General features: G+C 72.8%; 23 protein-coding genes and 1 tRNA gene. 7 read left to right on the top strand and 17 right to left on the bottom strand.

The window, feature by feature from the left end; translation table 11 throughout:
• Positions 1-87 precede the first annotated feature (87 nt).
• From cysN to EV384_RS07755, 8 genes are all read right to left on the bottom strand, one after another.
• Positions 88-1,398 (bottom strand): sulfate adenylyltransferase subunit CysN, encoded by a 1,311-nt coding sequence (cysN, locus tag EV384_RS07790; protein ID WP_130331478.1) that lies wholly within the window; start codon positions 1,396-1,398, stop codon positions 88-90.
• A complete protein-coding gene (gene cysD, locus EV384_RS07785) occupies positions 1,398-2,309 on the bottom strand; it encodes a sulfate adenylyltransferase subunit CysD (RefSeq protein ID WP_130331476.1) in 912 nt (303 codons plus the stop codon). Before cysD ends, cysN begins: the two co-directional genes overlap by 1 nt.
• A 79-nt stretch (positions 2,310-2,388) precedes the next feature.
• Positions 2,389-3,222, bottom strand: coding sequence for an inositol monophosphatase family protein (locus tag EV384_RS07780; RefSeq protein WP_130331474.1), 834 nt, complete (start codon positions 3,220-3,222; stop codon positions 2,389-2,391).
• A 107-nt stretch (positions 3,223-3,329) separates the two neighbouring features.
• Positions 3,330-3,920, bottom strand: coding sequence for an aminoacyl-tRNA hydrolase (gene pth, locus EV384_RS07775; RefSeq protein ID WP_130331472.1), 591 nt, complete (start codon positions 3,918-3,920; stop codon positions 3,330-3,332).
• A 100-nt stretch (positions 3,921-4,020) separates the two neighbouring features.
• The gene (locus tag EV384_RS07770) at positions 4,021-4,713 is read right to left on the bottom strand and encodes a 50S ribosomal protein L25/general stress protein Ctc (protein WP_130331470.1); all 693 of its coding nucleotides are present in this window, start codon (positions 4,711-4,713) and stop codon (positions 4,021-4,023) included.
• Positions 4,714-5,001: 288 nt separating this feature from the next.
• Positions 5,002-5,982 (bottom strand): ribose-phosphate diphosphokinase, encoded by a 981-nt coding sequence (locus EV384_RS07765; RefSeq protein WP_130331468.1) that lies wholly within the window; start codon positions 5,980-5,982, stop codon positions 5,002-5,004.
• Between the two features lie 52 nt (positions 5,983-6,034).
• Positions 6,035-7,561, bottom strand: a complete 1,527-nt coding sequence (glmU, locus tag EV384_RS07760) for a bifunctional UDP-N-acetylglucosamine diphosphorylase/glucosamine-1-phosphate N-acetyltransferase GlmU (RefSeq protein ID WP_341273619.1) — start codon at positions 7,559-7,561, stop codon at positions 6,035-6,037.
• Between the two features lie 108 nt (positions 7,562-7,669).
• Positions 7,670-7,741 (bottom strand) — tRNA-Gln (locus EV384_RS07755).
• A 300-nt stretch (positions 7,742-8,041) separates the two neighbouring features.
• Here EV384_RS07755 and EV384_RS07745 point away from each other — a divergent pair.
• Both EV384_RS07745 and EV384_RS07740 read left to right on the top strand, forming a co-directional pair.
• Positions 8,042-9,025, top strand: coding sequence for an acyl-CoA desaturase (locus EV384_RS07745; protein ID WP_130331464.1), 984 nt, complete (start codon positions 8,042-8,044; stop codon positions 9,023-9,025).
• A 170-nt stretch (positions 9,026-9,195) separates the two neighbouring features.
• The gene (locus EV384_RS07740; protein WP_130331462.1) at positions 9,196-9,882 is read left to right on the top strand and encodes a TetR/AcrR family transcriptional regulator; all 687 of its coding nucleotides are present in this window, start codon (positions 9,196-9,198) and stop codon (positions 9,880-9,882) included.
• Positions 9,883-9,895: 13 nt separating this feature from the next.
• Here the strand turns inward: EV384_RS07740 and EV384_RS07735 are convergent, their stop codons facing one another.
• From EV384_RS07735 to EV384_RS07710, 6 genes are all read right to left on the bottom strand, one after another.
• Positions 9,896-10,372 carry a DUF4383 domain-containing protein gene (locus EV384_RS07735; protein ID WP_130331460.1) on the bottom strand — a complete coding sequence of 159 codons (477 nt, stop codon included), beginning with the start codon at positions 10,370-10,372 and terminating at the stop codon, positions 9,896-9,898.
• A gap of 113 nt (positions 10,373-10,485) precedes the next feature.
• Positions 10,486-10,941 (bottom strand): DUF4383 domain-containing protein, encoded by a 456-nt coding sequence (locus EV384_RS07730; protein WP_130331458.1) that lies wholly within the window; start codon positions 10,939-10,941, stop codon positions 10,486-10,488.
• Between the two features lie 93 nt (positions 10,942-11,034).
• On the bottom strand, positions 11,035-12,843 hold the full coding sequence (locus EV384_RS07725) for an ABC-F family ATP-binding cassette domain-containing protein (protein ID WP_130331456.1): 1,809 nt from the start codon (positions 12,841-12,843) through the stop codon (positions 11,035-11,037).
• 235 nt (positions 12,844-13,078) lie between these two features.
• Positions 13,079-14,032, bottom strand: coding sequence for a 4-(cytidine 5'-diphospho)-2-C-methyl-D-erythritol kinase (locus EV384_RS07720; RefSeq protein ID WP_130340340.1), 954 nt, complete (start codon positions 14,030-14,032; stop codon positions 13,079-13,081).
• 84 nt (positions 14,033-14,116) lie between these two features.
• Positions 14,117-14,986, bottom strand: coding sequence for a 16S rRNA (adenine(1518)-N(6)/adenine(1519)-N(6))-dimethyltransferase RsmA (gene rsmA / locus EV384_RS07715; protein ID WP_130331454.1), 870 nt, complete (start codon positions 14,984-14,986; stop codon positions 14,117-14,119).
• Between the two features lie 32 nt (positions 14,987-15,018).
• Positions 15,019-15,915, bottom strand: coding sequence for a TatD family hydrolase (locus tag EV384_RS07710; RefSeq protein ID WP_130331452.1), 897 nt, complete (start codon positions 15,913-15,915; stop codon positions 15,019-15,021).
• Between the two features lie 82 nt (positions 15,916-15,997).
• Between EV384_RS07710 and EV384_RS07705 the strand changes: the two genes are divergently transcribed.
• The gene (locus tag EV384_RS07705) at positions 15,998-17,248 is read left to right on the top strand and encodes a hypothetical protein (RefSeq protein WP_130331450.1); all 1,251 of its coding nucleotides are present in this window, start codon (positions 15,998-16,000) and stop codon (positions 17,246-17,248) included.
• Between the two features lie 55 nt (positions 17,249-17,303).
• Entirely contained in the window at positions 17,304-18,155 is an 852-nt protein-coding gene (locus EV384_RS07700) for an alpha/beta fold hydrolase (protein WP_130331448.1), read from the top strand.
• Positions 18,156-18,213: 58 nt separating this feature from the next.
• Here EV384_RS07700 and metG read toward each other — a convergent pair whose 3' ends face one another.
• Together metG and rsmI are read right to left on the bottom strand one after the other, a co-directional pair.
• Positions 18,214-20,016, bottom strand: coding sequence for a methionine--tRNA ligase (gene metG, locus EV384_RS07695; RefSeq protein WP_130331446.1), 1,803 nt, complete (start codon positions 20,014-20,016; stop codon positions 18,214-18,216).
• Positions 20,017-20,189: 173 nt separating this feature from the next.
• Positions 20,190-21,029: a 16S rRNA (cytidine(1402)-2'-O)-methyltransferase gene (gene rsmI / locus EV384_RS07690; RefSeq protein WP_423202945.1), complete on the bottom strand. Its 840-nt coding sequence runs from the start codon at positions 21,027-21,029 to the stop codon at positions 20,190-20,192.
• Between the two features lie 92 nt (positions 21,030-21,121).
• On the opposite strand from rsmI, the gene EV384_RS07685 reads away from it, so the two are divergent.
• The 3 genes from EV384_RS07685 (at position 21,122) to EV384_RS07675 (ending at position 25,240) form a co-directional block, all read left to right on the top strand.
• Positions 21,122-22,840, top strand: a complete 1,719-nt coding sequence (locus EV384_RS07685) for a dolichyl-phosphate-mannose--protein mannosyltransferase (protein ID WP_130331442.1) — start codon at positions 21,122-21,124, stop codon at positions 22,838-22,840.
• A 334-nt stretch (positions 22,841-23,174) separates the two neighbouring features.
• Positions 23,175-24,458 (top strand): VWA domain-containing protein, encoded by a 1,284-nt coding sequence (locus EV384_RS07680; protein ID WP_130331440.1) that lies wholly within the window; start codon positions 23,175-23,177, stop codon positions 24,456-24,458.
• A gap of 2 nt (positions 24,459-24,460) precedes the next feature.
• The gene (locus EV384_RS07675) at positions 24,461-25,240 is read left to right on the top strand and encodes a peptidase (RefSeq protein ID WP_130331438.1); all 780 of its coding nucleotides are present in this window, start codon (positions 24,461-24,463) and stop codon (positions 25,238-25,240) included.
• A 52-nt stretch (positions 25,241-25,292) separates the two neighbouring features.
• Here the strand turns inward: EV384_RS07675 and EV384_RS07670 are convergent, their stop codons facing one another.
• The gene (locus tag EV384_RS07670) at positions 25,293-25,511 is read right to left on the bottom strand and encodes a hypothetical protein (protein ID WP_242623980.1); all 219 of its coding nucleotides are present in this window, start codon (positions 25,509-25,511) and stop codon (positions 25,293-25,295) included.
• Positions 25,512-25,702: the final 191 nt, after the last annotated feature.

The raw sequence follows: 25,702 nt of genomic DNA, 5'->3' as shown, positions 1-25,702 counted from the left end.
ACCCGCGCCCGTCCGGGCCACCTCGCGGAAAGGCCCGCGTCAGGAGCCTGACGCGGGCCTTCCGATCGGGACTGTGGCGCGCGCGGGTCAGCCGGCCTCGACGATCATGCCGGCACCGACCGTGCGGTTGGTGGCCTCGTCGATGATGACGAAGCCGCCGGTGGTGCGGTTACGGCGGTACTCGTCCGCCAGCAGCGGCACCGTCGTCCGCAGCCGGACCCGGCCGATCTCGTTCAGCTTCAGCTCGGCGGCCGACTCGTCCCGGTGCAGCGAGTTGACGTCCAGCCGGTAGTGCAGCCCCCGGACGATCGCCCGCGCCGAACGGGTGGTGTGCTTGATCGCGTACTTGCCGCCGACCTGCAGCGGGCGGCTCTCGTCCATCCAGCAGACCATCGCCTCGATGTCCTGCGCGACGGTCGGGGCGTTGTGCGGCCGGCAGATCATGTCGCCGCGCGAGATGTCGATCTCGTCGGTCAGCCGGACGGTCACCGACATCGGCGGGAACGCCTCGTCGACCGGGCCGTCGGCCGTCTCCACCGAGGCGATCCGGCTGGTGAAGCCGGACGGCAGCACCATCACCTCGTCGCCCGGCTTCAGCACACCGGAGGCCACCTGACCGGCGTAGCCCCGGTAGTCGGTGACGGTGGTGGACTGCGGCCGGATCACGTACTGCACCGGGAACCGCACGTCGACCAGGTTGCGGTCGCTGGCGATGTGCACCCGCTCCAGGTGGTGCAGCAGCGACGGCCCGTCGTACCAGGGCATGTTCTCCGACCGGCTGACGATGTTGTCGCCGCGCAGCGCGGAGATCGGCACCACGGTCAGGTCCGGCACGTCGAGCTTCGCGGCGAACGCGGTGAACTCGTCGGCGATCCGCTCGAACACCTCCTGCGACCAGTCGACCAGGTCCATCTTGTTGACGCAGAGGACCAGGTGCGGCACCCGCAGCAGCGAGCAGAGGAACGCGTGTCGGCGGGACTGCTCCACCAGGCCCTTGCGGGCGTCCACCAGGATCAGCGCCAGGTCGGCGGTGGAGGCGCCGGTGACCATGTTCCGGGTGTACTGGATGTGCCCCGGGGTGTCGGCGATGATGAACTTCCGCCGCGGGGTGGCGAAGTAGCGGTACGCCACGTCGATGGTGATGCCCTGCTCCCGCTCGGCCCGCAGGCCGTCGGTGAGCAGCGCCAGGTTGGTGTACTCGTCGCCCCGCGCCGCGCTGACCGCCTCGACCGCGGCGAGCTGGTCGGTGAAGAGCGACTTCGTGTCGTACAGCAGCCGCCCGATCAGGGTCGACTTGCCGTCGTCGACGCTGCCCGCGGTGGCGAACCGCAGCAGGTCCATCGGCCGCCCCTCGGGCAGCCCGGTGTCGGCGGCCGGAGCCGCGGTGTCGACGCTCATCAGAAGTAGCCCTCCCGCTTGCGGTCCTCCATGGCGGCCTCGCTGACCCGGTCGTCACCGCGGGTCGCGCCGCGCTCGGTGATCCGGGTCGCGGCGACCTCCTCGATAACCCGCTCCACCGTGTCGGCGTCCGAGCGGACGGCGGCGGTGCAGGAGGCGTCACCCACCGTGCGGTAGCGCACCTGCGCCTTGAACCGCTCCTCGCCCGCCCGGGGGCGGAAGAACTCGTTGACCGCGTACAGCATGCCGTCCCGCTCGATCACCTCGCGCTCGTGCGCGTAGTAGATCGACGGCAGCGGGATCCGCTCGCGGGCGATGTAGTGCCAGACGTCCAGCTCGGTCCAGTTGGAGAGCGGGAAGACCCGGATCGACTCGCCCGGGTGGTGCCGGCCGTTGTAGAGCGACCACAGCTCGGGACGCTGGTTCTTCGGGTCCCACTGGCCGAACTCGTCGCGGAAGCTGAACACCCGCTCCTTGGCCCGGGCCTTCTCCTCGTCCCGGCGGGCGCCGCCGAAGAGCGCGTCGAAGCGGTGCTTCTCCACCGCCTCGAGGAGCACGGGGGTCTGGATGCGGTTGCGCGTCCCGTCCGCCGCCTCGCGGACCATCCCCTTGGCCAGGGCCTCGGGCACGCTTGCCACGATCAGCTGCAGGCCCAGCTCCGCGACCCGCTGGTCGCGGTACTCCAGGACCTCGGGGAAGTTGTGCCCGGTGTCGACGTGCATCACCGAAAACGGGATGTTGGCCGGGGCGAACGCCTTCTGGGCCAACCGGAGCATCACGATCGAGTCCTTGCCACCGGAGAAGAGCAGCACCGGGCGCTCCATCTCCGCGACCACCTCGCGCATCACGAAGATGCTCTCGGCCTCGAGCGCGTCGAGGTGCGAGACCTGGTACGCGGCGGGGGCGGTCATGACACGGCCTCGATTTGCTCGGATCCGCTCATGGGGATTCCAGACCTTTCCGGTCGGACACGTGAGGAAGAACGACAGGTTACCCGGAATGTCGCTGCAGCGCTGCAAGCAACCGACTGGCGAGATCCTTGCGACAGACCAGCAGGTCGGGCAGACGCGGGTCGGCCTCGTTGTATTTCAGCGCAGAACCGTCGATCCGGGAAGCATGCAGTCCGGTGGCCGTCGCCACAGCGACCGGAGCGGCCGAATCCCACTCGTACTGACCGCCGGCGTGGATGTACGCGTCGACCTCACCGGTGACCACAGCGGCGATCTTCGCGCCCGCCGAGCCCATCGGCACCAGATGCGCGCCGACGTCCGCTGCCAGATCGGTCAGGAAAACCGGCGGACGGCTACGACTGGCCGCCAACCGGATGGTCCGTTCGCCACCCGCCGTGGCCGCCTCCAACGTCATCGGCGGGTACGCCGGCGGGTAGTCCGTGCCCAGCACCCGGTGCTGCGCCGGCAGCCCCACCGCGCCCGCGACCAGGCCGTGCGGGGTCGGCGCGTGCCGCGCCCAGAGCGCCACGTGCACCCCCCAGTCCGAGCGCCCCTCCTCGGCGAACTCCCGGGTGCCGTCCAGCGGGTCGATGATCCAGACCCGGTCGGCGTTCAGCCGGGACACCGCGTCGCTGCTCACCTCGGCCGTCCAGGCCAGCCGGGAACCCTCGTCCTCCTCGGAGAGCACCGCGTCGGCCGGGCGCCACTTCGCCAGCTCGGTGCGGATCAGGTCGTGCGAGTCCTTGTCCCCGGCCGCCTTCAACGCCCCCGCGTCCGCGAAACCCATCTCCGCGCGCAGGTTGACCAGCGCCTGACCGGCCCGCGCCGCCAACCACCGGGCGAACGCGCCGTCGATCATCGGAGGACTGCCCATCCAACCGCTCCCGTCGCCCCGCCGCGACCCGCGTCGTCGGCTCCCGCCACGCCAGAAGGCGCAGACTACCGGCCCGGACCGCCCGGACCACCGACGCCCCGCCCGGGTCAGCCGCCGTGATAGAGGTTCTGCGTCGGCTCCACGCCGCGGGTGATCACCGACTCCACCACGTCCGCCGCGCGGTCGACCAGGAACTCCAGCTCCTTGCGCTCCGCCGCGGAGAAGTCCGACAGCACGTAGTCGGCCGGGTCCTGCCGCCCCGGCGGCCGGCCGACGCCGAACCGCACCCGGACGTACTCCTTCGTGCCGAGCGACTTCGACATCGACCGCAGCCCGTTGTGCCCGCCCTCGCCGCCGCCGCACTTCACCCGTACCTGCCCGTACGGGATGTCCAGTTCGTCGTGCACCGCGATCACCCGGCCCGGCGGGATCTTGTGGAACTGGGCCAGCGCGACGACCGGGCCACCGGAGAGGTTCATGTACGTCAGTGGCTTCACCAACACCAGCTTCGGCCCGCCGAAGCCGAGCCGCCCCTCGGCGACCTCCGCCACCGCGCGCTTGTGCCGGCCGAACTTCCCGCCCACCCGGCCGGCGAGCAGCTCGGCCACCATGAAGCCGACGTTGTGCCGGTTACCCGCGTACTCCCGACCGGGGTTGCCCAGGCCGACCACCAGCCACGGCCCCGCCTCGTCCGTCACGCCACACCTCTCCCGCATCCACCGCGCCCGGCGGCCGTCCCGATACGCCGACAGGCGCCCCCGGACACCGGGAGCGCCTGTCGCACAGCCTGCGGACCGATCAGGCCTCGGTACGCGCCTCGGCCGGGGCACCCTCGCCGGCCGGCGTCTCGGCACCCTCGGCGGCGGTGGTCTCCTCGCCGACCTCGGCCTCGGCCTCCTCGGCGGCCACCTCGACCTCGGGGAGGGTGGCCTCGAGCTGCTCGGCGGTCGGGGCGGCGGTCACCGTGGCGACCGGCAGCTCCGGGTCGGCGGCCAGCTCGACGCCGGCCGGCAGCTCGACGTCGCCGGCGGTGACCTGGACGCCCGGCACCGCGCCGTCGATCGAGGCCTCCAGGTGGTCCGGCACCTTGGTGGCGTCGGCGGTCACCGAGAGGGTGTCGTGGTCGTGCACGATCAGCGTGTCCCTCGCGGCCTCACCGGTCAGCTGGACCGGGACCTCGACGGTGACCTTCTCGCCGCGGCGGACCAGCAGCAGGTCGACGTGCTCGAAGGTGTCCTTGATCGGGTCACGCTGGATCGCCTTCGGCAGCGCCAGCACCTGGGTGCCGTCGCTCACCTCGATCGCGAAGAGCTGGTTGGCGCCACCCTTGCGGATCGCGGCCGCGAACTCACGCACCGGGAGCGCGATGTGCTTGGGCTTCTCGCCGTGGCCGTACAGCACGGCGGGCACCTTGCCGGCCCGGCGGGTACGACGGGCACCACCCTTGCCGAACTCGGTACGGGGCTCGGCGCTGATCTTTACCTCGGACACGGGGAAACTCCTGATGCTTTCGCTGCGGCGGCTTGTCGTCTGGCGGTGCTGGGGCGAGGGGCTCGCTGGGGCTCATGCGTCATGAACGACTGCCCGGAGCACCGCGTCGATGACGGCGCCTCCGTGCGGTGCTTTTCAGCGACCCGCCGGGCACCCTCGCCGTGGCAACCGCACCAGTCTACCCGAGGGAATTCCGAGCTTTCCGGCAGTCCCCACATCACCGTTCCCGTCGGCCTGTGGGACGACGGGAACGGCGCCGGCGCGCGGCGCTCGCCGCCACGCGGAAGATCAGCTCAGGCCACCGAAGAGGGTGGTCACCGAACCGTCGTCGAAGACCTCCCGGATCGCCCGGGCCAGCAGCGGTGCGATCGACAGCACGGTGAGCTTGTCGAGCTGCTTCTCCGGCGTGATCGGCAGGGTGTTCGTCACCACGACCTCGCTGATCGGGCTGTTCTTCAGCCGCTCGGTCGCCGGGTCGGAGAGCAGGGCGTGGGTGGCGGCGACGACGATCTCGGCCGCACCGGACTCCCGCAGGATGTCGGCGGCCCTGGTGATCGTGCCACCGGTGTCGATCATGTCGTCGACGATCAGGCAGACCCGACCCTCGACCTCACCGACCACCCGGTTCGCCACCACCTGGTTGGGCTTCAGCGGGTCACGGGTCTTGTGGATGAACGCCAGCGGGCATCCGCCCAGCCGATCCGTCCACCGCTCCGCCACCCGCACTCGGCCCGAGTCCGGCGCCACGACGGTCATCGGCCGGCCCGCGTACTTGCGCTCGACGTACTCGGCGAGCACGTCCATCGCGAAGAGGTGGTCCACCGGGCCGTCGAAGAAGCCCTGGATCTGCGCGGTGTGCAGGTCGACCGTGAGGATCCGGTTCGCGCCGGCGGTCTTGAGCAGGTCGGCCACCAGCCGGGCCGAGATCGGCTCCCGGCCACGGTGCTTCTTGTCCTGCCGCGAGTACGGGTAGAACGGCAGCACCACGGTGATCCGCTTGGCCGAACCGCGCTTCAGCGCGTCGATCATGATCAGGGTCTCCATGACCCAGGTGTTGACCCCGTGCGTCACGGACTGCACCACGAAGGCGTCCGAACCGCGCACCGAGTCCTTGAACCGGACGAAGATCTCACCGTTGGCGAAGTCGTACGAGTCGGAGGGGGTCGGCGCAACGCCGAGCACCTCACCGATCTCCTTGGCCAACTCCGGAAAGCCACGTCCGGAGAAGAGCATCAGGCTCTTGCGGTTTTCGGCGACGATGCTGCCCATGGGCCCGTCTGCTCCCGTTGGTCGGTGGTTCCCGGCGCGGTGGAGCCGGGGACTATTCGGTTGCAGTATCCCCCGCGCCGGCCGGTCCTCCCACGGTCTCCGCATCCTCGTGGATTGGCTCACCTTCGCTTGCGGCGGCGGCCCCGCCCGACGCACCCTCGCGGGCCCGCTGCGCCGCCTCGGCGGCCGGCGTACCGGCCCGCTTGCGCAGCACCCAGCCCTCGACGTTGCGCTGCTGACCCCGGGCGACCGCCATCGCGCCGGGCGGCACGTCCGCGATGATCACCGAGCCGGCCGCGGTGTACGCACCGTCGCCCACCTCGACCGGCGCGACGAACATGTTGTCCGCTCCGGTACGGGCGTGGCTGCCGATGGTGGTGTGGTGCTTCTTCACCCCGTCGTAGTTGACGAACACCGTCGCCGCGCCGATGTTGCTGTGCTCGCCGATGGTCGCGTCGCCGACGTACGACAGGTGCGGCACCTTGGAGCCCTCGCCGATCGTTGCCTTCTTGGTCTCCACGAACGTGCCCACCTTGGCCTTGCGGGCCAGCCGCGACTCCGGCCGCAGGTACGCGTACGGTCCGACGGTGGCCTGGGGGCCGACCTCGGCGCCCACCGCGTGGCTGCGCAGCACGGTCGCGCCCTCGCCCACGGTGGTGTCGACCAGCGTCACGTCCGGCCCGACCACCGCGCCGGCGCCGACCGCGGTGGCGCCCTGGAGCTGCGTGTTCTGGTCGATCACCGCGTCCCGCTCGACGGTCACCGTCACGTCGATCCAGGTGGTGTGCGGGTCGAGGATGCTCACCCCGGTGCGCATCCAGCCCTCGTTGACCCGGTCGCGCAGCAGCCGGCGCAGCGCGGCCAGCTCGACCCGGTCGTTGCAGCCCAGCGTCTCCACGTGGTCCGCGGCGACATGCACGGCAACCGGCTCACCGGCGTCGCGGAGCAGGCCGAAGACGTCGGTCAGGTACTCCTCGCCCTGTTCGTTGTCGGTCGAGAGCTTGCCCAGCGCGTCGCGCAGCCGCGCCACGTCGAAGGCGTAGATGCCGGCGTTGATCTCCCGCAGCGCCCGCTGCTCGGGGGTCGCGTCGCGCTCCTCGACGATCTGCTCCAGCCGGCCGGCGGCGTCCCGCACGATCCGGCCCAGGCCGGTCGGGTCGGGCACCTCGGCGGCGAGCACGGTCGCCGCCGCGCCCGCGCCCTCGTGCGCCTCGACGAGCGCGGCGACGGTCTCCGGCCGCAGCAGCGGCACGTCGCCGTTGATCACCACGACGGTGCCGGTGGCGTCCGGCACCGCCTCCAGCGCGATCCGCACGGCGTGCCCGGTGCCGAGCTGCTGGGCCTGGAGGACCGGGGTGGCCTCCGGGGCGATCTCGGCCAGGTGAGCGCGGACCTGGTCGGCGCCGTGCCCGACCACCACCACGGTGCGGTCCGCGCGCAGCGGCGCGGCCGCGGCCAGCACGTGGCCCAGGAGGGTACGACCGAGTAGCGGGTGCAACACCTTGGGCAGGGACGACTTCATCCGCTTGCCCTCACCGGCGGCGAGCACGACAACGGTGCGGAGGTGGGGCTCGGGCACGACGTGGCTCCCGTCGGGACGGCGACAGTCTCGCGGCCATGCTAACCACGCGACTCGGAACGCTCGCCCGTTACCCCAGTCAGACAGCATCCGGACGCAGTAGGAAAGCTCGGCCGCCAGGGTTCGAACCTGAAACACGGGTACCAAAGACCCGGGTGTTGCCAATTACACCACGGCCGAACGGTCATCCACAGCTTAGCGCCTCGGCCTCAGCCCCTGGACGCTCGCATCGTGGCGCCCGGCCGTCACCAGGCCATCCACCACGCCTTCTTCCAGCCGAGGCGGGCCTGGATGTCACGGACGGCGAGCTGCTCGACGACGCGCAGCCGGCGCGCCTCGGCGGCGAGAGGATCGGTCACGACGCGTAGGTTAGAACGGGCGTACGACAGTCACTCCATCCACGATCGACACTCTCCGGTGTGATCTAGAAACCCCGCGGTTACGGTGACGTAGGCGTGACCCGTACCGCTGGGAGGTGCCATGTCGACCGCCCTCACCGACCCGAACGCCGCCGGTCCGAAGCCGCTGACCCAGGGCCACCAGTCCCGGGGCATCCTGGTCGCCCTCTGGGCCTTCGTGGTCATCCCGTTCCTCGCCCTGCTCGCCGCCGTACCGGTCGCCTGGGGCGGCTGGCTGAGCTGGACCGACATCGCCGTGGCCGGCTTCTGGTACGTGCTGTCCGGGCTCGGCATCACCGTCGGCTACCACCGCTACTTCACCCACGGCTCGTTCAGGGCCAAGCCGTGGCTGCGGGTGGCGTTGGCCGTCGCCGGCTCGTTCGCGGTCCAGGGCGAGATCATCCAGTGGGTGGCGGACCACCGCCGCCACCACGCCTTCTCGGACCTGGAGGGTGACCCGCACTCGCCGTGGCGGTTCGGGGAGAGCGTCGGCGGGCTGGCCAAGGGGCTGTTCCACGCCCACGTCGGCTGGCTGTTCAACCGGGAACTGTCCAACCGGAAGCGGTTCGCCCCGGACCTGCTCGCCGACCAGGCGACCCGGCGGGTCGACCGGCTCTTCCCGCTGCTGGTGGTGGTCTCGCTGCTCGGTCCGGCGGCGATGGGCGGGCTGCTGACCTGGTCCTGGCCGGGCGCGCTCACCGCGCTCTTCTGGGGCGGGCTGGTCCGGATCGCGCTGCTGCACCACGTCACCTGGTCGATCAACTCGGTCTGCCACGTCTACGGCGAGCGCCCGTTCGCGGCCCGCCAGGGCGACCGGGCGTCGAACTTCTGGCCGCTGGCCGTCCTGTCGTTCGGGGAGAGCTGGCACAACCTGCACCACGCCGAGCCGACCAGCGCCCGGCACGGGGTGCTGCGCGGCCAGATCGACATGTCCGCGCGGGTGATCTGGCTGCTGGAGAAGGCCGGCGCGGCCTGGGCGGTGCGCTGGCCGAAGCCGGAACGCATCACGGCGAAGCTGGTCCGCCCCGAGCGGGTCACGGCCGGGTCGGCGCGGCCGGAGGGGTGAAACCGGTCGGTGGGTCGGGCAGCCACCTGACAGGATGGCCCGGTGATCGAGCTTCCACCCCGCCGGCCGGTCGGATGCCGCCACGGCGCGGGCCGTCGAATCGGCGAGGTCACGACGTGAGCAGGCAGATCCCACGGCAGGGCGTCACCGAGCGCCAGCGAGGTGACGAGATGACCGAGGTTCCCGGTAACGATGCCAGCGCCGCGCGACGGCGGGCCGTCCCGGCGGCGAAGTCCTCCTCCCGGGTACGGATGTCCGCGGCGCAGCGGCGGGAGCAGCTGATCGCGATCGCCCGGCAGATCTTCGCGGAGCGCGGCTTCGACGCCACCTCGATCGAGGAGGTGGCGGCCCGGGCCCGGGTCTCCAAGCCGGTGGTCTACGAGCACTTCGGCGGCAAGGAGGGGCTCTACGCGGTGGTGGTGGACCGGGAGGTCCGCTCGCTGCTGGAGCGGATCACCAGCGCGTTGACCGCGGGGCACCCCCGGGAGCTGCTGGAGCAGGCGGCGCTGACCCTGCTGACGTACATCGAGGAGGAGACCAGCGGGTTCCGGGTGCTGGTCCGGGAGTCGCCGCTGATGTCGGCGACGGGCAACTTCAGCAGCGTGATGAACGACGTCGCGCACCAGGTGGAGCACATCCTGGGCGCGGAGTTCTCCAGCCGGGGGTACGACCCGAAGCTGGCCGAGCTCTACTCGCAGGCGCTGGTCGGCATGGTGGCGTTGACCGGCCGCTGGTGGCTGGAGGTGCGCAAGCCGCGCAAGGAGGCGGTCGCCGCGCACCTGGTCAACCTGGCCTGGAACGGGCTGTCGCACCTGGAGGCCAAGCCGGGCCTGATCACGGTCCGCAAGCCGGGCTGACGACCGGGCGGGGTCAGCGGGCGCCGGCCTCGGAGATGGGGTGGTTGCGGCGGCGGCGCTCGGCCTCCGCGTGCTCCTCGCTGCCGACCTTGTCGTAGAGGCCGGTGGCCAGCAGGACCAGCCCGAACAGCATTGACACGAGGACGGTCGACATCGAGAAGTTGAGGAAGTTCGCCGGGGTCTGCAGCACGGCCATCATCAGGATGCTGGTGACCAGGAAGACCACCCCGGCGGTGAGGTTCATGTAGTGGCCGAGGTTGCCCCGGCGGGACGCCCCGATCATCAGGAAGATGCCGAACACCACGGAGACCAGCGAGAAGGCCAGGTTGGTACGGAGTCCGAGCGCGTAGTTCGAGCTGCGGTCGAAGAGGCCGTCGCCCCAGGTCTCGAAGACCCCGTACACGCCGAAGACCAGGATGTAGAGCCCGACGAGCCCGGAGAGGACCCGGTAGAGCGGCCGCGCGGGGTGGTTCATCGGAAAGTGCGGCATGAGCTCCTCCAGCCAAGTGACCGATTTAGCCACATTGTCACTTGACCGGGAGGGGCATGTCCCCGAAAACGCCGAAGGCCCGGCAACGGCCGGGCCTCGCGAGCGCAGGAGGGTCAGAGGACGAGGCGGGCCTTCTCGAAGGCGTCCTGCTCCTCGTCGGTGCCGACCTTGCCGTACATGCCGACCATCAGCAGGACCATGGAGAGGAAGAGGGTCACGATCACCGTGACGATGGAGAAGTTGAAGATGTTCGCGTCGGTCCGGATGAAGGCCAGCTCGGCCAGGCCGAGGACCATCAGCGCGTACGCCAGCCACTGGTTGATCGCCACGTCGAGGTTGCGGCCGATGACGGTGCCGGCGAGGATCACCAGCCCGAGCAGGGCGGCGAGCAGCGAGTAGCCGGTGTTGGTGCCCTGGCCGAGGACCGTGGTGTCGTTCTGGGCGAGGACGTCGTTGCCGGCGCTCGCGATGATGCCGAGCACACCGAAGACCACGAAGTACAGACCAACGAGCCCGCCGATCGCCCGGTAGATCGGCCGCGCGGGGTGGTTGACGGGGGTGTGGGCCATGTCTGCGTCTCCAAGACCGTTCGGGTGAGGGGTCGCCGACGATTGTCCCGCACGCCGGGCTGTGACGCCGCACACCCCCCACCCGTGGCCGGCTCAGCCGGCCGGCAGCTCCTCGGCGAGGGCGAGCCAGGCCTCCTCGGTCCGTTCCCGCTCGGCCCGCAGCTCCTTGAGCTGGGTGTCCAGCTCGGCGACCTTGGCGTAGTCGGTGGCGTTCGCGGCGAGCTGGTCGAGCAGGGTGGCCTCCTTCTGCTCCAGCTTGCCGACCTGCCGTTCCAGCCGGCTCAGCTCCTTCTTCGCCACCCGCACCTCGGCGGCGGACCTCCCGCTCGGGGCGGTGGCCGGCGTCGCCGGGGCCGACGCGATCTCGCCGCGCGTCGGGCCGGGCTGGACGCCCGCGGCCCGGGTCAGGTACTCGTCGACCCCGCCGGGCAGGTGCACCAGTCGCCCGTCACCGAACATCCCGTACACGCTGTCGGTGACCCGCTCGATCAGGTAGCGGTCGTGGCTGGCCACGATGATCGTGCCGGGCCAGGAGTCGAGGAGGTCCTCCAGCGCGGCGAGGGTGTCGGTGTCCAGGTCGTTGGTGGGCTCGTCGAAGAGGAGCACGTTCGGCTCGCCGGCGAGCAGCCGGAGCATCTGCAGCCGGCGGCGCTCGCCGCCGGAGAGGTCGCTGACCGGGGTCCAGAGCCGCCGGTCGTCGAAGCCGAAGATCTCGGCGAGCTGGGCGGCGGAGATCTCCCGGTCGCCGAGCTGGACCCGGCGGGCGACCTCCTCGACGGCTTCGAGGACCCGCAGGTTTCCGGGGAGTTCGGCCAGCTCCTGGGAGAGGAAGGCGGGCTTGACGGTGGAGCCGGTGGCGAACCGGCCGCCGTCGGGGCGGCTCAACCCGGCCAGCATCCGCAGCAGGGTGGTCTTGCCGGCGCCGTTGCGACCGAGGACGGCGATCCGGTCGCCGGGACCGACCTGCCAGGTGACGTCGTGCAGGATCTCCTTCGGGCCGGCGTGCAGGGTGACCTGTTCCAGGTCGTAGACCTGCTTGCCGAGCCGGGCGGTGGCGAGCCGTTGCAGCGACATGGTGTCGCGCGGCGGCGGCACGTCGGCGATCAGCGCGTTGGCCGCGTCGATCCGGAACCGCGGCTTGGAGGTGCGGGCGGGCGGGCCGCGGCGCAGCCAGGCGATCTCCTTGCGGAGGAGGTTCTGCCGGCGGGCTTCGGTGGCGGCGGCGACCCGCTCCCGCTCGACGCGGGCGAGGGTCCAGGCGGCGAAGCCGCCCTCGTACGCCCGGACGGTCTGGTCGGCGACCTCCCAGGTGTTGGTGCAGACCGCGTCCAGGAACCACCGGTCGTGGGTGACCACGACGAGGGCGCCCTTGCGGCCGACCAGGTGCTTCGCCAGCCAGTCGACGCCGCCGACGTCGAGGTGGTTGGTGGGCTCGTCGAGGATCAGCAGGTCGGACTCGCGGACGAGCAGCGCGGCGAGGGCGACCCGGCGGCGCTCGCCGCCGGACATCGGGCCGACCGGCTGGTCGAGGCCGAGGTAGGGCATGCCGAGGCCGTCGAGGATGGCCCGGACGCCGGCGTCGCCGGCCCACTCGTGCTCCGCGCCCATGCTCTGGCCGAGCCAGGCGGTGCCGAGCACCACGTCGCGGACGGTGGCCTCGGGGGCCAGGGTGAGGCTCTGCGGCAGCCAGAGCACGCGCAGGTCGCGGCGGTGGGTGACCCGGCCGTCGTCGGGCTCCTCCTGCTTGGTGAGCATCCGCAGCAGGGTGGACTTGCCGGCGCCGTTGAGGCCGACCACGCCGATCCGGTCGGCGTCGTCGAGGCCGAGCGAGACGTCGGTGAGCAGCGGCCCGGCGGCGCCGTACCCCTTGGACACCCGGTCCAGGTTGACGATGTTGGCCACGACCTCACCTACCTCCCATGATCAAGGCGTCCCGGTGCCGGGGGCACGTGGGACGCCTGCGACGTTTCAGGGTACGCGGGCACCTGGTCGGGTGCCGGGCCCGTGGGGGTCAACCGCCCCCGGCGCCCGCTTGTTCCGTCCCGGTCGCGGCGTGACGTCCCCGCCGCGCCCGCGCCGCGGGCGGCGGCCGCCCCGGGCCGGCCCGATGACGTGGGGCCAGGGTGGCCCGGCCGGCTCAGACGATGCGCGCTCCGGCCACCGGGCCGTGCGCGACCCGGGCCTCCCGGCACACCTCGGCGGCCTCCAGCTCGGCGGCGATCCGGCCGGCGTGCGCCTCGTCGCTGGCGAGGAAGACGCAGGTCGGGCCGGAGCCGGAGACGATGCCGGCGAGCGCCCCGGCCGCCTCCCCCGCCTTCAGGGTGTCGGCCAGCGCCGGGCGCATGCTCAGCGCGGCGTCCTGCAGGTCGTTGCCGAGGGCGGCGGCGAGCACCCGCGGGTCGCGCTGGCGCAGCGCGCCGAGCAGCGCGTCGGTGCTGCCGAGCGCCTCGCCCGCGGTGCCGGCGTCGCGGAGCCGGTCCAGCTCCCGGTAGGCGGCCGGGGTGGAGAGGCCGCCGTCGGCGACCGCCACCACCCAGTGCCAGGAGGTGGGGCGGGCCAGCACCGGGCTGACCGCCTCGCCCCGGCCGGTGCCGAGCGCGGTGCCGCCGTGGATCAGGAAGGGCACGTCGGAGCCGAGGTCGGCGGCGATACCGGCCAGCTCGTCCCGGGAGAGCCCGGTGCCCCAGAGGGCGTCGCAGGCGACCAGGGCGGCGGCCGCGTCGGCGCTGCCGCCGGCCAGCCCGCCGGCGAGCGGGATCTGCTTGCGCAGGTGCAGCCGGGCGTGCGGCAGGACGCCGGCGTACCCGGCGAGGGCGTGGGCGGCCCGGATCACCAGGTTGGTGTCGTCCAGGGCCAGCTCGCCGGCCCCCTCCCCCTCCATGGTCAGGGTGAGGGTGTCGCCCCGCCGCGCGGTCAGCTCGTCGTAGATCGAGATCGCATGGTAGACGGTGTTCAGCTCGTGGTACCCGTCGCGGCGCAGCGGGCCCACCCCGAGGTGCAGGTTGACCTTGGCGGGCACCCGGACCTTGACCGGTCCGCTGGCCCCGCGCCGCTGCTCGTCCTCGTCGTCCGGTCGCCAGGCCTCGGTCACGGGGCGATGTCCCACGGGCGCAGGCGGACGTCGAACGGCTTCTCCACGGTCAGCTCCTCCGAGGGGTCGGACAACGGCGCCAGCCTACTGCGCGGCCGGCGCGGCGGTCGGGGCCGACGCGGCGATGGCGGCGAACTGCTCCACGGTGAGTGACTCCCCGCGGGCGCCCGGGTCCACCCCGGCGGCGGTGAGCGCGGCGGCGGCCCGGTCCGCGCCGCCGGCCCAGCCGGCGAGGGCGGCGCGCAGGGTCTTGCGGCGCTGCGCGAACGCCGCGTCCACCACCGCGAAGACCCGCTCCCGGGGTACGTCGGGGCGGGGCGGCTCGCGGCGGGTGAAGGCGACCAGGCCGGAGTCGACGTTCGGCACCGGCCAGAAGACGTTCGGCGGGACCTTCCCGGCGGCCCGGGCCCGGGCGTACCAGGCGAGCTTGACCGACGGGATGCCGTACACCTTGGAGCCGGGACCGGCGACGAGCCGGTCGGCGACCTCCTTCTGCACCATCACCAGGCCGTGCCGGAGGGTGGGCAGCTCGGCGAGGAGGTGCAGCACCACCGGCACCGCGACGTTGTAGGGCAGGTTGGCGACCAGCGCGGTGGGCGCCGGCTCGGCCAGCTCGGCCGCGCGGACGCGCAGCGCGTCGGCCCGGTGCACGGTGAGCCGGGCGGCGTCCGGGCCGGCGAACCGGGCGGCGGTCTCCGGCAGCGCGCCGGCCAGCGTCGGGTCGATCTCCACGGCGTGCACGTGCGCGGCGACCGGGAGCAGCGCCAGGGTGAGCGAGCCGAGGCCGGGGCCGACCTCCAGCGCCACGTCGTCCGGGGCGAGCCCGGCGGTGGTGACGATCCGGCGGACCGTGTTCGGGTCGTGCACGAAGTTCTGGCCGAGCTTCTTGGTGGGGGCGACGCCGAGGCGCGCGGCGAGTTCCCGGATCTCCGCCGGGCCGAGGAGGCCGGTCACGCCCCGTAGCGTAGCGGCGGGTTCCGCTCCGCTCACCATGGGCCGAAGACGCGGTCGCCGGTCGCCGAGATCGCCGCGCAGAGCTCGTCCAGGTCCGCGCCGGTGGTCGCGGCGAGCGACCGGACCGTCAGCGGGATCAGGTACGACGCGTTCGGCCGTCCCCGGTGCGGCATCGGGGTCAGGTACGGCGCGTCGGTCTCCACCAGGATCTGGTCGAGCGGGGTGAGCGCGGCGGCCTCGCGCAGCGCCGCGGCGCTGCCGAAGGTGACCGTGCCGGCGAAGCTGAGCAGGTAGCCCCGGCGGACGCACTCGGCGGCGAACTCGGCGTCGCCGGAGAAGCAGTGCAGCACCACGGTGTCCGGGGCGTCCTCGTCGTCGAGGATGCGCAGCACGTCGGCGTGCGCGTCCCGGTCGTGGATGACCAGCGCCTTGCCGTACCGCTTGGCGATGGCGATGTGCGCGCGGAAGCTCTCCTCCTGCGCGGCCCGCCCCTCGTCGCCGGTACGGAAGAAGTCCATTCCGGTCTCGCCGACGCCGCGCACCCGGTCCCGGGCCGCGAGGGCCTCGATCTGGCGCAGCGCCTCGTCCAGGTCGGCCAGCCGGGGCGCCTCGTTCGGGTGCAGCGCCACGGTGGCCAGCACCGCCGGGTACCGCTCGGCGACGTCGGCGCCCCAGCGGGAGGAGTCCACGTCGACGCCGACCTGGACCAGCCGGTCCACGCCGACCCCGGCGGCCACCTCGATCGCCGCGGCGACCGGGTCGGCGGCCGGACCGCCGGGCACGCCGGCCTCGCTGACGGTGATGTCCAGGTGGGTGTGGCTGTCCAGCACGGGCCGGGGCAGCGCCTCCGGGGCGGGCGGGAACTCACCGGCCCGGCGGGCGGCTCGCTGCTTGCGGGATTCGGTCTGCTCGGTCATCGCGGCCAGCATCACACACCGCCGACCGGCTGCGTTCCCGGACCGCCACCGACTGTTCACGTGCACCACATCTGTCACGCTTAGCGTGCCGGTGGTGACCGTCACCCCCCAGGCCAGCGGTACCGCGTCGGAGCGGGCCGGGCTGCACGTGACGTACGACGGCCGCGTCCACCCGGCGGAGGAGATCGCCCGGGGCGCGGCGTACGAGCTGTTCAGCGCGGACGAGGTGCCCGGTTTCGAGTGGGCGCCCCGGCCGGGCGCCACCCACCCGTGGCGGAGGTTCGTGCACGTCACCGAGGTCACCGCGGTCCACGGGGGGACCGAGCCGACCGAGGAGGCGGAGTCGCCGCTGCTGATGCCGCTGCACCGGGAGCGGGGCTGGGAGCAGGTGCATCAGCTCAGCCAGCAGCCCGCCGCGGCCGGCGACCCGGTGCTCGCCGCGGTCCGCGCCTCGGCGGTGATCCGGCCGGGCACCCGGATGGTCAAGGTGCTCTCCGCCCGCCAGCTCGGCGGGTACGTGCGGGGCTGGCTGCCGCACGGCTTCTGCTACCGGGAGCACGACGTCGCCCACCTGCGGACGCCGGCGGCGATGGCGGTGCTGCGGGGCGACGGCGAGGGCGGCCGGTACGGCACCGACGTGGCGTACGCGCTGCGCTGGCGGGCCGCCGGCCCGGCCGACTACGACGTGCCGGTCGGCGCGGCGCACCCGGGGCTGACCGCGCTGCCGCCCCGGGACCGGCTCGGACCGCCGGTGCTGGGCACCGGGTTCGTGCCGAGCAACGCCCAGCTGATCCCGGAGTTCATCACCCGGGACTTCGCGGACCTGCCGATGCCGGCCAACGCCACCCTGCTCGCCTACCCGGCGGAGGGGGTGGAGGTGGTGCTCTACACCTACCAGGCGGAGCAGCGCGGCTGGCTGCGCATGGTCGGACCGCAGTGGCGGCACCTGCTCGCCGCGGTGCCCGGCCTCTCCCCCGACCAGGAGTACGTACCGACCGGTGACGCGCCCCGCTCCACCCAGCTCGTCGGCGGCTACGCGGGCGGCGAGTACGAGGCGGTGGCCGATCAGCCCGGCGGGTTCCGGGTGCTGGCGATGACCCGGGCGGCCCGCTACCCGGTGGACGCGGCGGCCCGCCGGCTGCGGCACGCCACCTGGCGGGACGTGCCCTGCCTGGTGCTCCGGGAGGAGGCGGGCTGGCTGCGGCTGCGGCTGTGCCGCCCGGACGCGGACGCGGTGGCGACGACCGGGGCGCAGTGCCACGAACGGGGCGTCTACGAGACCTGGGCGCCGGGCGCCGAGCTGGCCGACGACCGGGTGGTCGACCTGCCGTATCCGCTTGCATAACAGCGGGCTCGTCGGGAAAGCGCGAGCGTCCGAGACGCACGCACCAGGAGACGAGATGCCCTTCATCACCGTCGGGACGGAGAACTCCGCGCCCATCGACCTGTACTACGAGGATCACGGCTCGGGCCAGCCGGTGGTGCTCATCCACGGCTTCCCGTTCAACGGCGCCACCTGGGAGAAACAGGTCCCGGCGCTGCTCAGCTCGGGCTACCGGACCATCACCTACGACCGGCGCGGCTTCGGCAACTCGGCGCAGCCCGCCCTGGGGTACGACTACGACACCTTCGCCGCCGACCTCGACGTGCTGATGACCGAGCTGGACCTGCGCGACGCGATCCTGGTCGGCCACTCGATGGGCACCGGCGAGGTGACCCGTTACCTCGGCTCGTACGGCTCCGGTCGGGTGCAGCGCGCGGTCCTGCTCGCCCCGCTCGCGCCGTTCCTGCTCAAGACCGGGAACAACCCGGAGGGGGTCGAACAGAGCCTCTTCGACGGGTTCAAGCAGGCCATCCAGGCGGACCGGTTCGCCTTCCTCACCCAGTTCTGCAACAACTTCTTCAACTGGGAGCAGAACAAGGGGAAGTTGGTCACCGAGGAGGCGTACCGGGCGCACTGGCAGATCGGCGCGCGGGCCTCCGCGCTCGCGACGTTGCAGTCCGTGGACGCCTGGCTGACCGACTTCCGGGGCGACGTGTCCCGGATCGACGTGCCGGTGCTGATCGTGCAGGGCGACCAGGACGCGGTGCTGCCGTATCCGAACACCGGGCAGCGGTTGCAGCCGATGTTGGCCGGCAGCCAGTTGATCACGTTGAACGGCGCACCGCACGGCATCCCGTGGACGAACGCCGCCGACGTCAACAAGGCGATCCTGGCGTTCACCGGCGCCCCGGCGATGGCCCGCACCTGACCGGACAACCGCGGCACGGCCCCGGGGATCCCCCCGGGGCCGCGCCGGCGTGCGTGGGTCAGCCGGCGAGCCGGGCCAGCTCCTCGTCGACGATGGACGGGTCGAGCTTGCGGAAGACGGGCTTCGGGGCGGCCAGCGGTCGGCCCGCCTCCAGCGGCACGGACTCCCAGCGCGCGCCGACCGTGTAGTCGCCGGTCAGCACCGGGTACCCCGGACCGCCGTCGAGGTCCTCCACCTCCACGATCGAGGGCATCGGCGCGTGCACCCCGGTGCCGCCGAGCAGCTCGTGGACCTGCTGCGCCGAGTGCGGTAGGAACGGGGTGAGCAGCGTGTTGGCGTCGCTGACCACCTGGAGGGCGACGTGCAGGATGGTGCCCATCCGCGGCTTGTCCGCCTCGTCCTTGAGCTTCCACGGGGCCTGCTCGGAGAGGTACCGGTTCGCCTCGGCGACCACCTTCATCGCCTCGCCGATGGCCTGCTTCTGCCGGTGCTTGGCGATCAGGTCGCCGACGACGGCGAAGCCGGCCCGGGCGGTGGCGAGCAGCGCCTCGTCGGCCTCGGTGAGCCCGGCCGGGTCGATCGGCGGGATCGCGCCGAAGTTCTTCGCCGCCATCGAGACGGACCGGTTGACCAGGTTGCCCCAGCCGGCGACCAGCTCGTCGTTGTTGCGGCGGAGGAACTCGGCCCAGGTGAAGTCGGTGTCGTTGCTCTCCGGGCCGGCGACGGCGATGAAGTAACGCAGCGCATCGGCGTCGTACCGCTCCAGGAAGTCCCGGACGTAGATGACGACCTTGCGGGAGGAGGAGAACTTGCGCCCCTCCATGGTGAGGAACTCGCTGGAGACCACCTCGGTGGGGAGGTTGAGCCGGCCCAGTTCGCCCGACTCGCCGTCCCGGCTGCCCTCGCCGGAGTAGCCGCTGAGCAGCGCCGGCCAGATCACCGAGTGGAAGACGATGTTGTCCTTGCCCATGAAGTAGTAGCCCCGGGCGTCCTTCCCCTCGCCGTCGGCGGACCACCACTTCCGCCAGGCCTCGGGGTCGCCGGCGCGGCGGGCCCACTCGATGGAGGCGGAGAGGTAGCCGATCACCGCGTCGAACCAGACGTAGATCCGCTTGTCGGTGCGGTCCCGCCAGCCGTCCAGGGGGATCGGCACGCCCCACTCCAGGTCACGGGTGATGGCCCGGGGCTGGAGGTCGTCGAGCAGGTTCCGCGAGAAGCGCAGCACGTTGGGGCGCCAGCCCTCCCGGGTGTCCAGCCACTGCCGCAGCACGTCGGCGAGGGCGGGCAGGTCCAGGAAGAAGTGCTCGGTCTCGACGAACTTCGGGGTCTCCCCGTTGATCTTCGACTTCGGGTTGATCAAGTCGATCGGGTCGAGCTGGTTGCCGCAGTTGTCGCACTGGTCGCCGCGGGCGCTGTCGTAGCCGCAGATCGGGCAGGTGCCCTCGATGTACCGGTCGGGCAGGGTCCGGCCGGTGGACGGGGAGATCGCCCCCATGGTGGTCTTCGGGACGATGTAGCCGTTGCGGTACATCCCCTCGAAGAGCTCCTGCACCACGGCGTAGTGGTTGCGGGTGGTGGTCCGGGTGAAGAGGTCGTAGGAGAGACCGAGGCCGTGCAGGTCCTCGACGATCACCCGGTTGTACCGGTCGGCCAGCTCGCGCGGGGTGACGCCTTCGGCGTCGGCCTGCACCTGGATCGGCGTGCCGTGCTCGTCGGTGCCGGAGACCATGAGCACGTCGTGACCGGCCATCCGCATGTACCGGGCGAAGACGTCGGAGGGAACGCCGAATCCGGATACGTGGCCGATGTGGCGCGGGCCGTTGGCGTAGGGCCAGGCGACCGCGGCGAGAACGTGACTCATGACCAGCAAGCCTAGTGACCGTCTCGGGGTGGCGGCGAATCAATAGGCACCACGGGTTGGCGGCGGGTGGCCGGAGGCGGGCACCGACACCGGCACGGTGCTGCGGGCGCGGATGGTCCGGGCCGACGCCGGCACCGCGTACGCGGACACCGGGTTCGGCCGGCACCTGGCGGTCAGCTGTGCACGACGCCGTAGACCTCGCGGCGGCGCAGCCCGTACTCGGTCGCGACCTCGGTGATGGCGTCGCGCCGGGACAGCCCGGCGGACTCCCGCTCGGCCACCGCCGCGCGGAGCGTGTCGTCGTCGGGCCGGGCCGCGGCGGCGGGCGGCGCGCCGGCCACCACCAGGGTGATCTCGCCGCGGGGCTCACCCTCGGCGGCCCACTCGGCCAGCTCGCCCAGCGGCCGGCGGACCACCTCCTCGTACGTCTTGGTCAGCTCCCGGCAGAGCGCGGCGGGCCGGTCGTGGCCGAAGGTGGCGGCCAGGTCGGCCAGCGCGGCGGCGATCCGGTGCGGGGCCTCGAAGAGCACCAGGGTGCGTTCCTCGGCGGCCAGGGCCCGCAGCCGGGACCGGCGGGCGCCCGGTGAGCGGGGCAGGAAGCCCTCGAAGCAGAACCGGTCGCTGGGCAGCCCGGACAGCGCCAGGGCGGTGGTCACCGCGCTGGGCCCGGGGGCAGCGGTGACCGGGACGCCGGCGTCGAGCGCGGCCCGGACCAGCCGGTACCCGGGGTCGGAGACGCTGGGCATGCCGCCGTCGGTGACCAGGGCGACCACGTACCCGGCGGTGAGCACCTCGGCCAGCTCCGGGGTGCGGCGCTCCTCGTTCCCCTCGAAGTAGGAGACGATCCGGCCGGGGACCGTGACGGCCAGGTCCCGGGCCAGCCGGGTGAGCCGCCGGGTGTCCTCGGCGGCGACCACGTCGGCGGTGGCGAGCACCTCCCGGAACCGGGCCGAGGCGTCGGCCGGGTTGCCCAGCGGCGCGCCGAGCAGAATCAGCCGCCCTAGCTCGGACATTTCACCCACGAATGGCGCTCCTTCATCGGCGGCGGTGCCAATCTCGGAGACGACAGGCACCACCGGTCACCTTCGCAGCCTACGATCGCCCGGTGACGAGTGCGTCGACAGCACAGAGCGCCATCGCGGGCCGGTCCGGGTCGGACCCGACGACGACCGGCCACCCCGCCGCCGACCCGGCCGACGAGTCCGCGGCGACGGGCGGGGGCGGCCTCCCGGCGGTCGTCCGGCGGCGGCTCGCCACCGTCGACGCCCGGCTCGACGGGCACGCCTGGCTGGCCACCGGGGTGGTCGTGCTGATCGCGGCGATCCTGCGGTTCGTCGGGCTGAGCGGCCCCAACGGCAAGATCTTCGACGAGATCTACTACGCCCGCGACGCGTACGGCCTGGTCGACCGGGGCGTCGAGTGGAACTACAAGGACAACGGCCCGTCGTACGTGGTGCACCCGCCGCTCGGGAAGTGGCTGATCGGGTTCGGCGAGTGGGCCTTCGGCTACCAGGACGCCGAGACGAAGATCTCCGTCCCGGGGCACCTGATGACCGCCGCCCCCGAGTTCGGCTGGCGCTTCGCGGCGGCCGTCGCCGGGACGCTCTCGGTGCTGCTGCTGGTCCGGATCGGCCGGCGGCTGTTCCGCTCCACCACGCTGGGCTGCGCGGCCGGGCTGCTGCTCGCCCTGGACGGCTTCCACCTGGTGCTCTCCCGCACCGCCCTGCTCGACATCTTCCTGCTGCTCTTCGTGCTGGCCGCGTTCGGCGCCCTGGTGCTCGACCGGGACGCCCGACGGCGCCGCTGGGCCCGCGCGCTGGACGCGGGGCTGGACCCGTCCCGTCCGGGGCGGGCCGGCCGGCCGTCGTCCGGCTGGCGGGACTGGCCGTGGTGGCGGCTGCTCGCCGGGGTCCTGCTCGGCTGCGCCTGCGCGGTCAAGTGGAGCGGCCTCTACTTCCTGCCGGCCTTCGCGCTGCTGGTGATCCTCTGGGAGGTCGGCGTCCGCCGCTCCGCCGGGGTACGCCGTCCGTGGCGGGACGCCCTCCTCGACGAGCTGCCCTGGCTGCTGCTGGCCGGGGTGCTGATGGTCGGCACGTACCTGGTCACCTGGTCCGGCTGGCTGCTCACCGACGACGGCTACTACCGGCTGGCCAGCCGCTACCCGAACACCCCCGGGCTGAGCGACGCCCCGGTGATCGGCCCGCTGATCAACCTGTGGGAGTACCACAAGGCCGCGTACGGCTTCCACACCACGCTGGACGCCCCGCACAAGTACCAGTCCTGGCCGTGGCAGTGGCTGCTGCTCGGCCGGCCGGTGGCCTTCTACTGGTCGGGCGACGGCGCCTGCGGCGCGCCGAGCTGCGCCTCGGAGATCCTGCTGCTCGGCACCCCGCTGCTCTGGTGGTCGTTCCTGCCGGCGCTGGTGGCGACCGGCTGGCTCGGGGCGGCTCGGCGGGACTGGCGGGCCGGGGCGATCCTGCTCTGCGCGGCCGCCGGCCTGCTGCCCTGGTTCTGGTTCGCCCTGGACGGGCGGACGATGTTCTCCTTCTACGCCGCGCCGGCGCTGCCGTTCCTGGTGCTGGCGGTGGTCTACGTGCTCGGCGCGATCATCTCGCCGGCCGGGGCGCCCGTCGGGTCGAGGGTCGCGGTCGCGCCCGCGGCGGAGGAGGTCTCCGACCGGCGGCTGGTCGGCGGGATCATCGCCGGCGCGTACGTGCTGCTGGTGGCGCTCTGCTTCGCCTACTTCTACCCGATCTTCGTCGGCCGGCTGCTGCCGTACGCGGACTGGTCGGCCCGGATGTGGCTGGACGGCCGCTGGATCTGAGCCCGGAGCGGTGTGGCCCGTACGGCCGCCGGAGCGGGTCGGGCAAAGAGAAGCGCGCCCCGATCGCCTGCCACGGGGGAAGCGGGCGATTGGGGCGCGCATGAAGAGCTTAACCACACTCCAGCACGTTCACAACGGGTGGAGTTGGGTCAGATTTCCGACGGATGCACCACCGGCCGAATGGTTCACATCCGGCAGTTGACAATCGGTTATCTGACGGAAACCTTACGAATTCATGACGGCCGGCGGACGCCTTGTTCACCCCCGCACGTCGACGGGGACCAGGACCCGACCCGGATGATCATCTAAAGTGGATCTCACTACACTTCGGCCGGTGATCAACAAGAGACGATCGACGGCCGTCCTGTTGGGACTGCTGGCCGCGACCGCGCTGATCGGTCCGACGCCCGCCGTGGCCGACGACGAGACCACCGAGCCCCCCGCCGAACCGCCCAAGGTCGAGCTGGTCCTCGACGTCAGCGGCTCGATGCGGGCCCGGGACATCGACGGGCGCAGCCGGATCTCGGTCGCCCAGCAGGCGTTCAACGAGGTGGTCGACGCGCTGCCGGACGAGACCCAGCTCGGCATCCGGGTGCTCGGCGCGACCTACCGGGGCAAGGACAAGAAGAAGGGCTGCCAGGACACCCAGCAGATCGTGCCGGTCGGCCCGGTCGACCGGGCCCAGGCGAAGGCGGCCGTGGCCACGCTGCGACCGACCGGCTTCACCCCGGTGGGGCTGGCGCTCCGCTCGGCCGCTGAGGACCTCGGCACCGGCGCCACCGCCCGCCGGATCGTGCTGATCACCGACGGCGAGGACACCTGCGCCCCGCCCGACCCCTGCGAGGTGGCCCGGGAACTGGCCGCGCAGGGCACCCGGCTGGTGGTCGACACCCTCGGCCTGGCCCCCGACGAGAAGGTACGCCGGCAGCTGCTCTGCATCGCCGGGGCGACCGGCGGGACGTACACGGCGGCGCAGAGCGCCGACGAGCTGACCGGCCGGATCAAGCAGCTGGTGGACCGGGCCCGGGACACGTACACGGCCACCCCGACGGTGGTCGGCGGCGCGGCCGGGTGCGGGACCGCCCCGCTGCTCGCCCCCGGCGTCTACACCGACCGGGAGGCGTTCTCCGAGCACCGCTGGTACCGGGTGCCGGTGCGGGCCGGACAGGAACTGCGCGCCTCGGTCAGCGTGGCGCTCGACCGGCCGGTCAACCCGGACTACGGGGTGCTGCTGCGGGCCACCGCCCCGGACGGCCGGGAATTCGTCCGGGGCGTGGACGCCGGCAGCGGACGCACCGACGTGATCTCGGCCGGCCTGCGCTGGTCGGCGGCGGAGGACGCCACGATGCCGACGCCCGAGCCGAGCGGCACGCGGCCCGCGCAGACGGTCTGCCTGGTGGTCAGCAACGCCTTCGCGCCCCGCCCCGGCACCGAGGCCACGCCCGGCATGCCGGTGGAGCTGACCGTCGACGTGGTCGCCTCCTCCCCCGCCCCGGACGGCCCGGACCTGGGCCGCGGCTGGACCCTGCTGCTCCTGCTCACCCTGGCCGGGCTGCTCACCGGGCTGGTCGCCGGGCTGCTCACCCGCTGGCGGGTCGCCACCTGGAGGGAGAACTGAGGATGCGTACCCTGCTCAGGTCCGCGGCGGCGCTGGTCGCCGCCGGACTGGCCCTTCCCCCGGCCGCCGCCTCGGCCGCCCCCACGCCCACCCCCTCGCCGGGCGCGGCCACGGTCACCAAGGCCGGCACGTCCTTCCTCACCGCCACCGCGATCACCGCCGGCCAGCCGGTCCGGGTCGGCGCCTCGACCGGTGACCACCTCTACTGGGCGTTCCCCGCGCAGGCCGGGCAGGTCCACCAGGTCACCGCCACGGTCACCTTCCCGAAGGGCCGCAGCGGCGCCTCCACCTGGACCGTGGACGTCTTCGACGGGCTGCGTCGCCGGCAGGCCTGCACGGCCGGGGCGCAGACGCCGACCGTGGACGCGGCGGCGACCAGCGTGACCCTCGGCTGCACGCTGCGTCGGGTCCGGCCGTGGGCCGAGGCGTGGTCCGCCGACCCGCTGCCCGGCACCTACTACGTCCGGCTCTCCGTGGTCGACCTGCCGGAGCCGGACCTGGGCCAGCCGATCGACGTGGACCTCCTGGTCGGCGCGGACGGCGAGGGCGGCGCGTCGGGCGACGACGGGGAGCTGAAGGCGCCGCTGGTGCCGGCCAACCGCGCCGGGACGGTGCTGACCACCGAGCCGACGGCCGAGCCCGTGGCGGAGGAGGAGAGCAGCCTCACCGGCTGGCTCCCCGAGCCCGGCTCGCGCTGGGTCTGGACCACGGCCGGCGGCGTCCTCGCCGCGGTGGCCGGGGTGGTCGGCTTCGCCCTGACCCGGCGGCCCCGCCGCCGGTGAACCGCCCGTGGTGGCCGTTCCGCCGCTCGGGGCGGCCACCACACGGCGGAGGTCAGGCGGTGCGCGGGCTGCGCGGCACCCAGCCGATGAACCGGTCCTGCAGGGACGAGACCGGCGCGGTGCGCAGGTCCTGACTGGCGGCGGCGAGGCAGGATCCGAGGTAGACGCTCAGCGAGGCCCGGTCCACCTGGTACTCGTCGAGCAGTCGGTTCCGCTTCGTGCTGCACGGCCAGTCGTCGCCACAGGTGCCGCAGCTCCAGTCAGGAGTCACCGGAGAGTGCTCGCCCGGCCGCGTGCCGGATTCGTCCCCACCTGTCATCCCATATCCCCTCGCCGTGTCCGGACAGTCGGCCGCCGTCGAGCGCCGCGCTGCCGTCGAGTGTGGATTTCAGTCCCCCCAATGACGCCCGTAGAGCGCCACGAAACTCTCCGGCGTTACATCGTTGCGGTACGTTCACCGGT

This window comes from Micromonospora kangleipakensis (assembly GCF_004217615.1).
Lineage (GTDB): Bacteria > Actinomycetota > Actinomycetes > Mycobacteriales > Micromonosporaceae > Micromonospora > Micromonospora kangleipakensis.
Note: the sequence above shows the minus strand (reverse complement) of the source record. Positions and strands in the feature narration are given on the sequence as shown.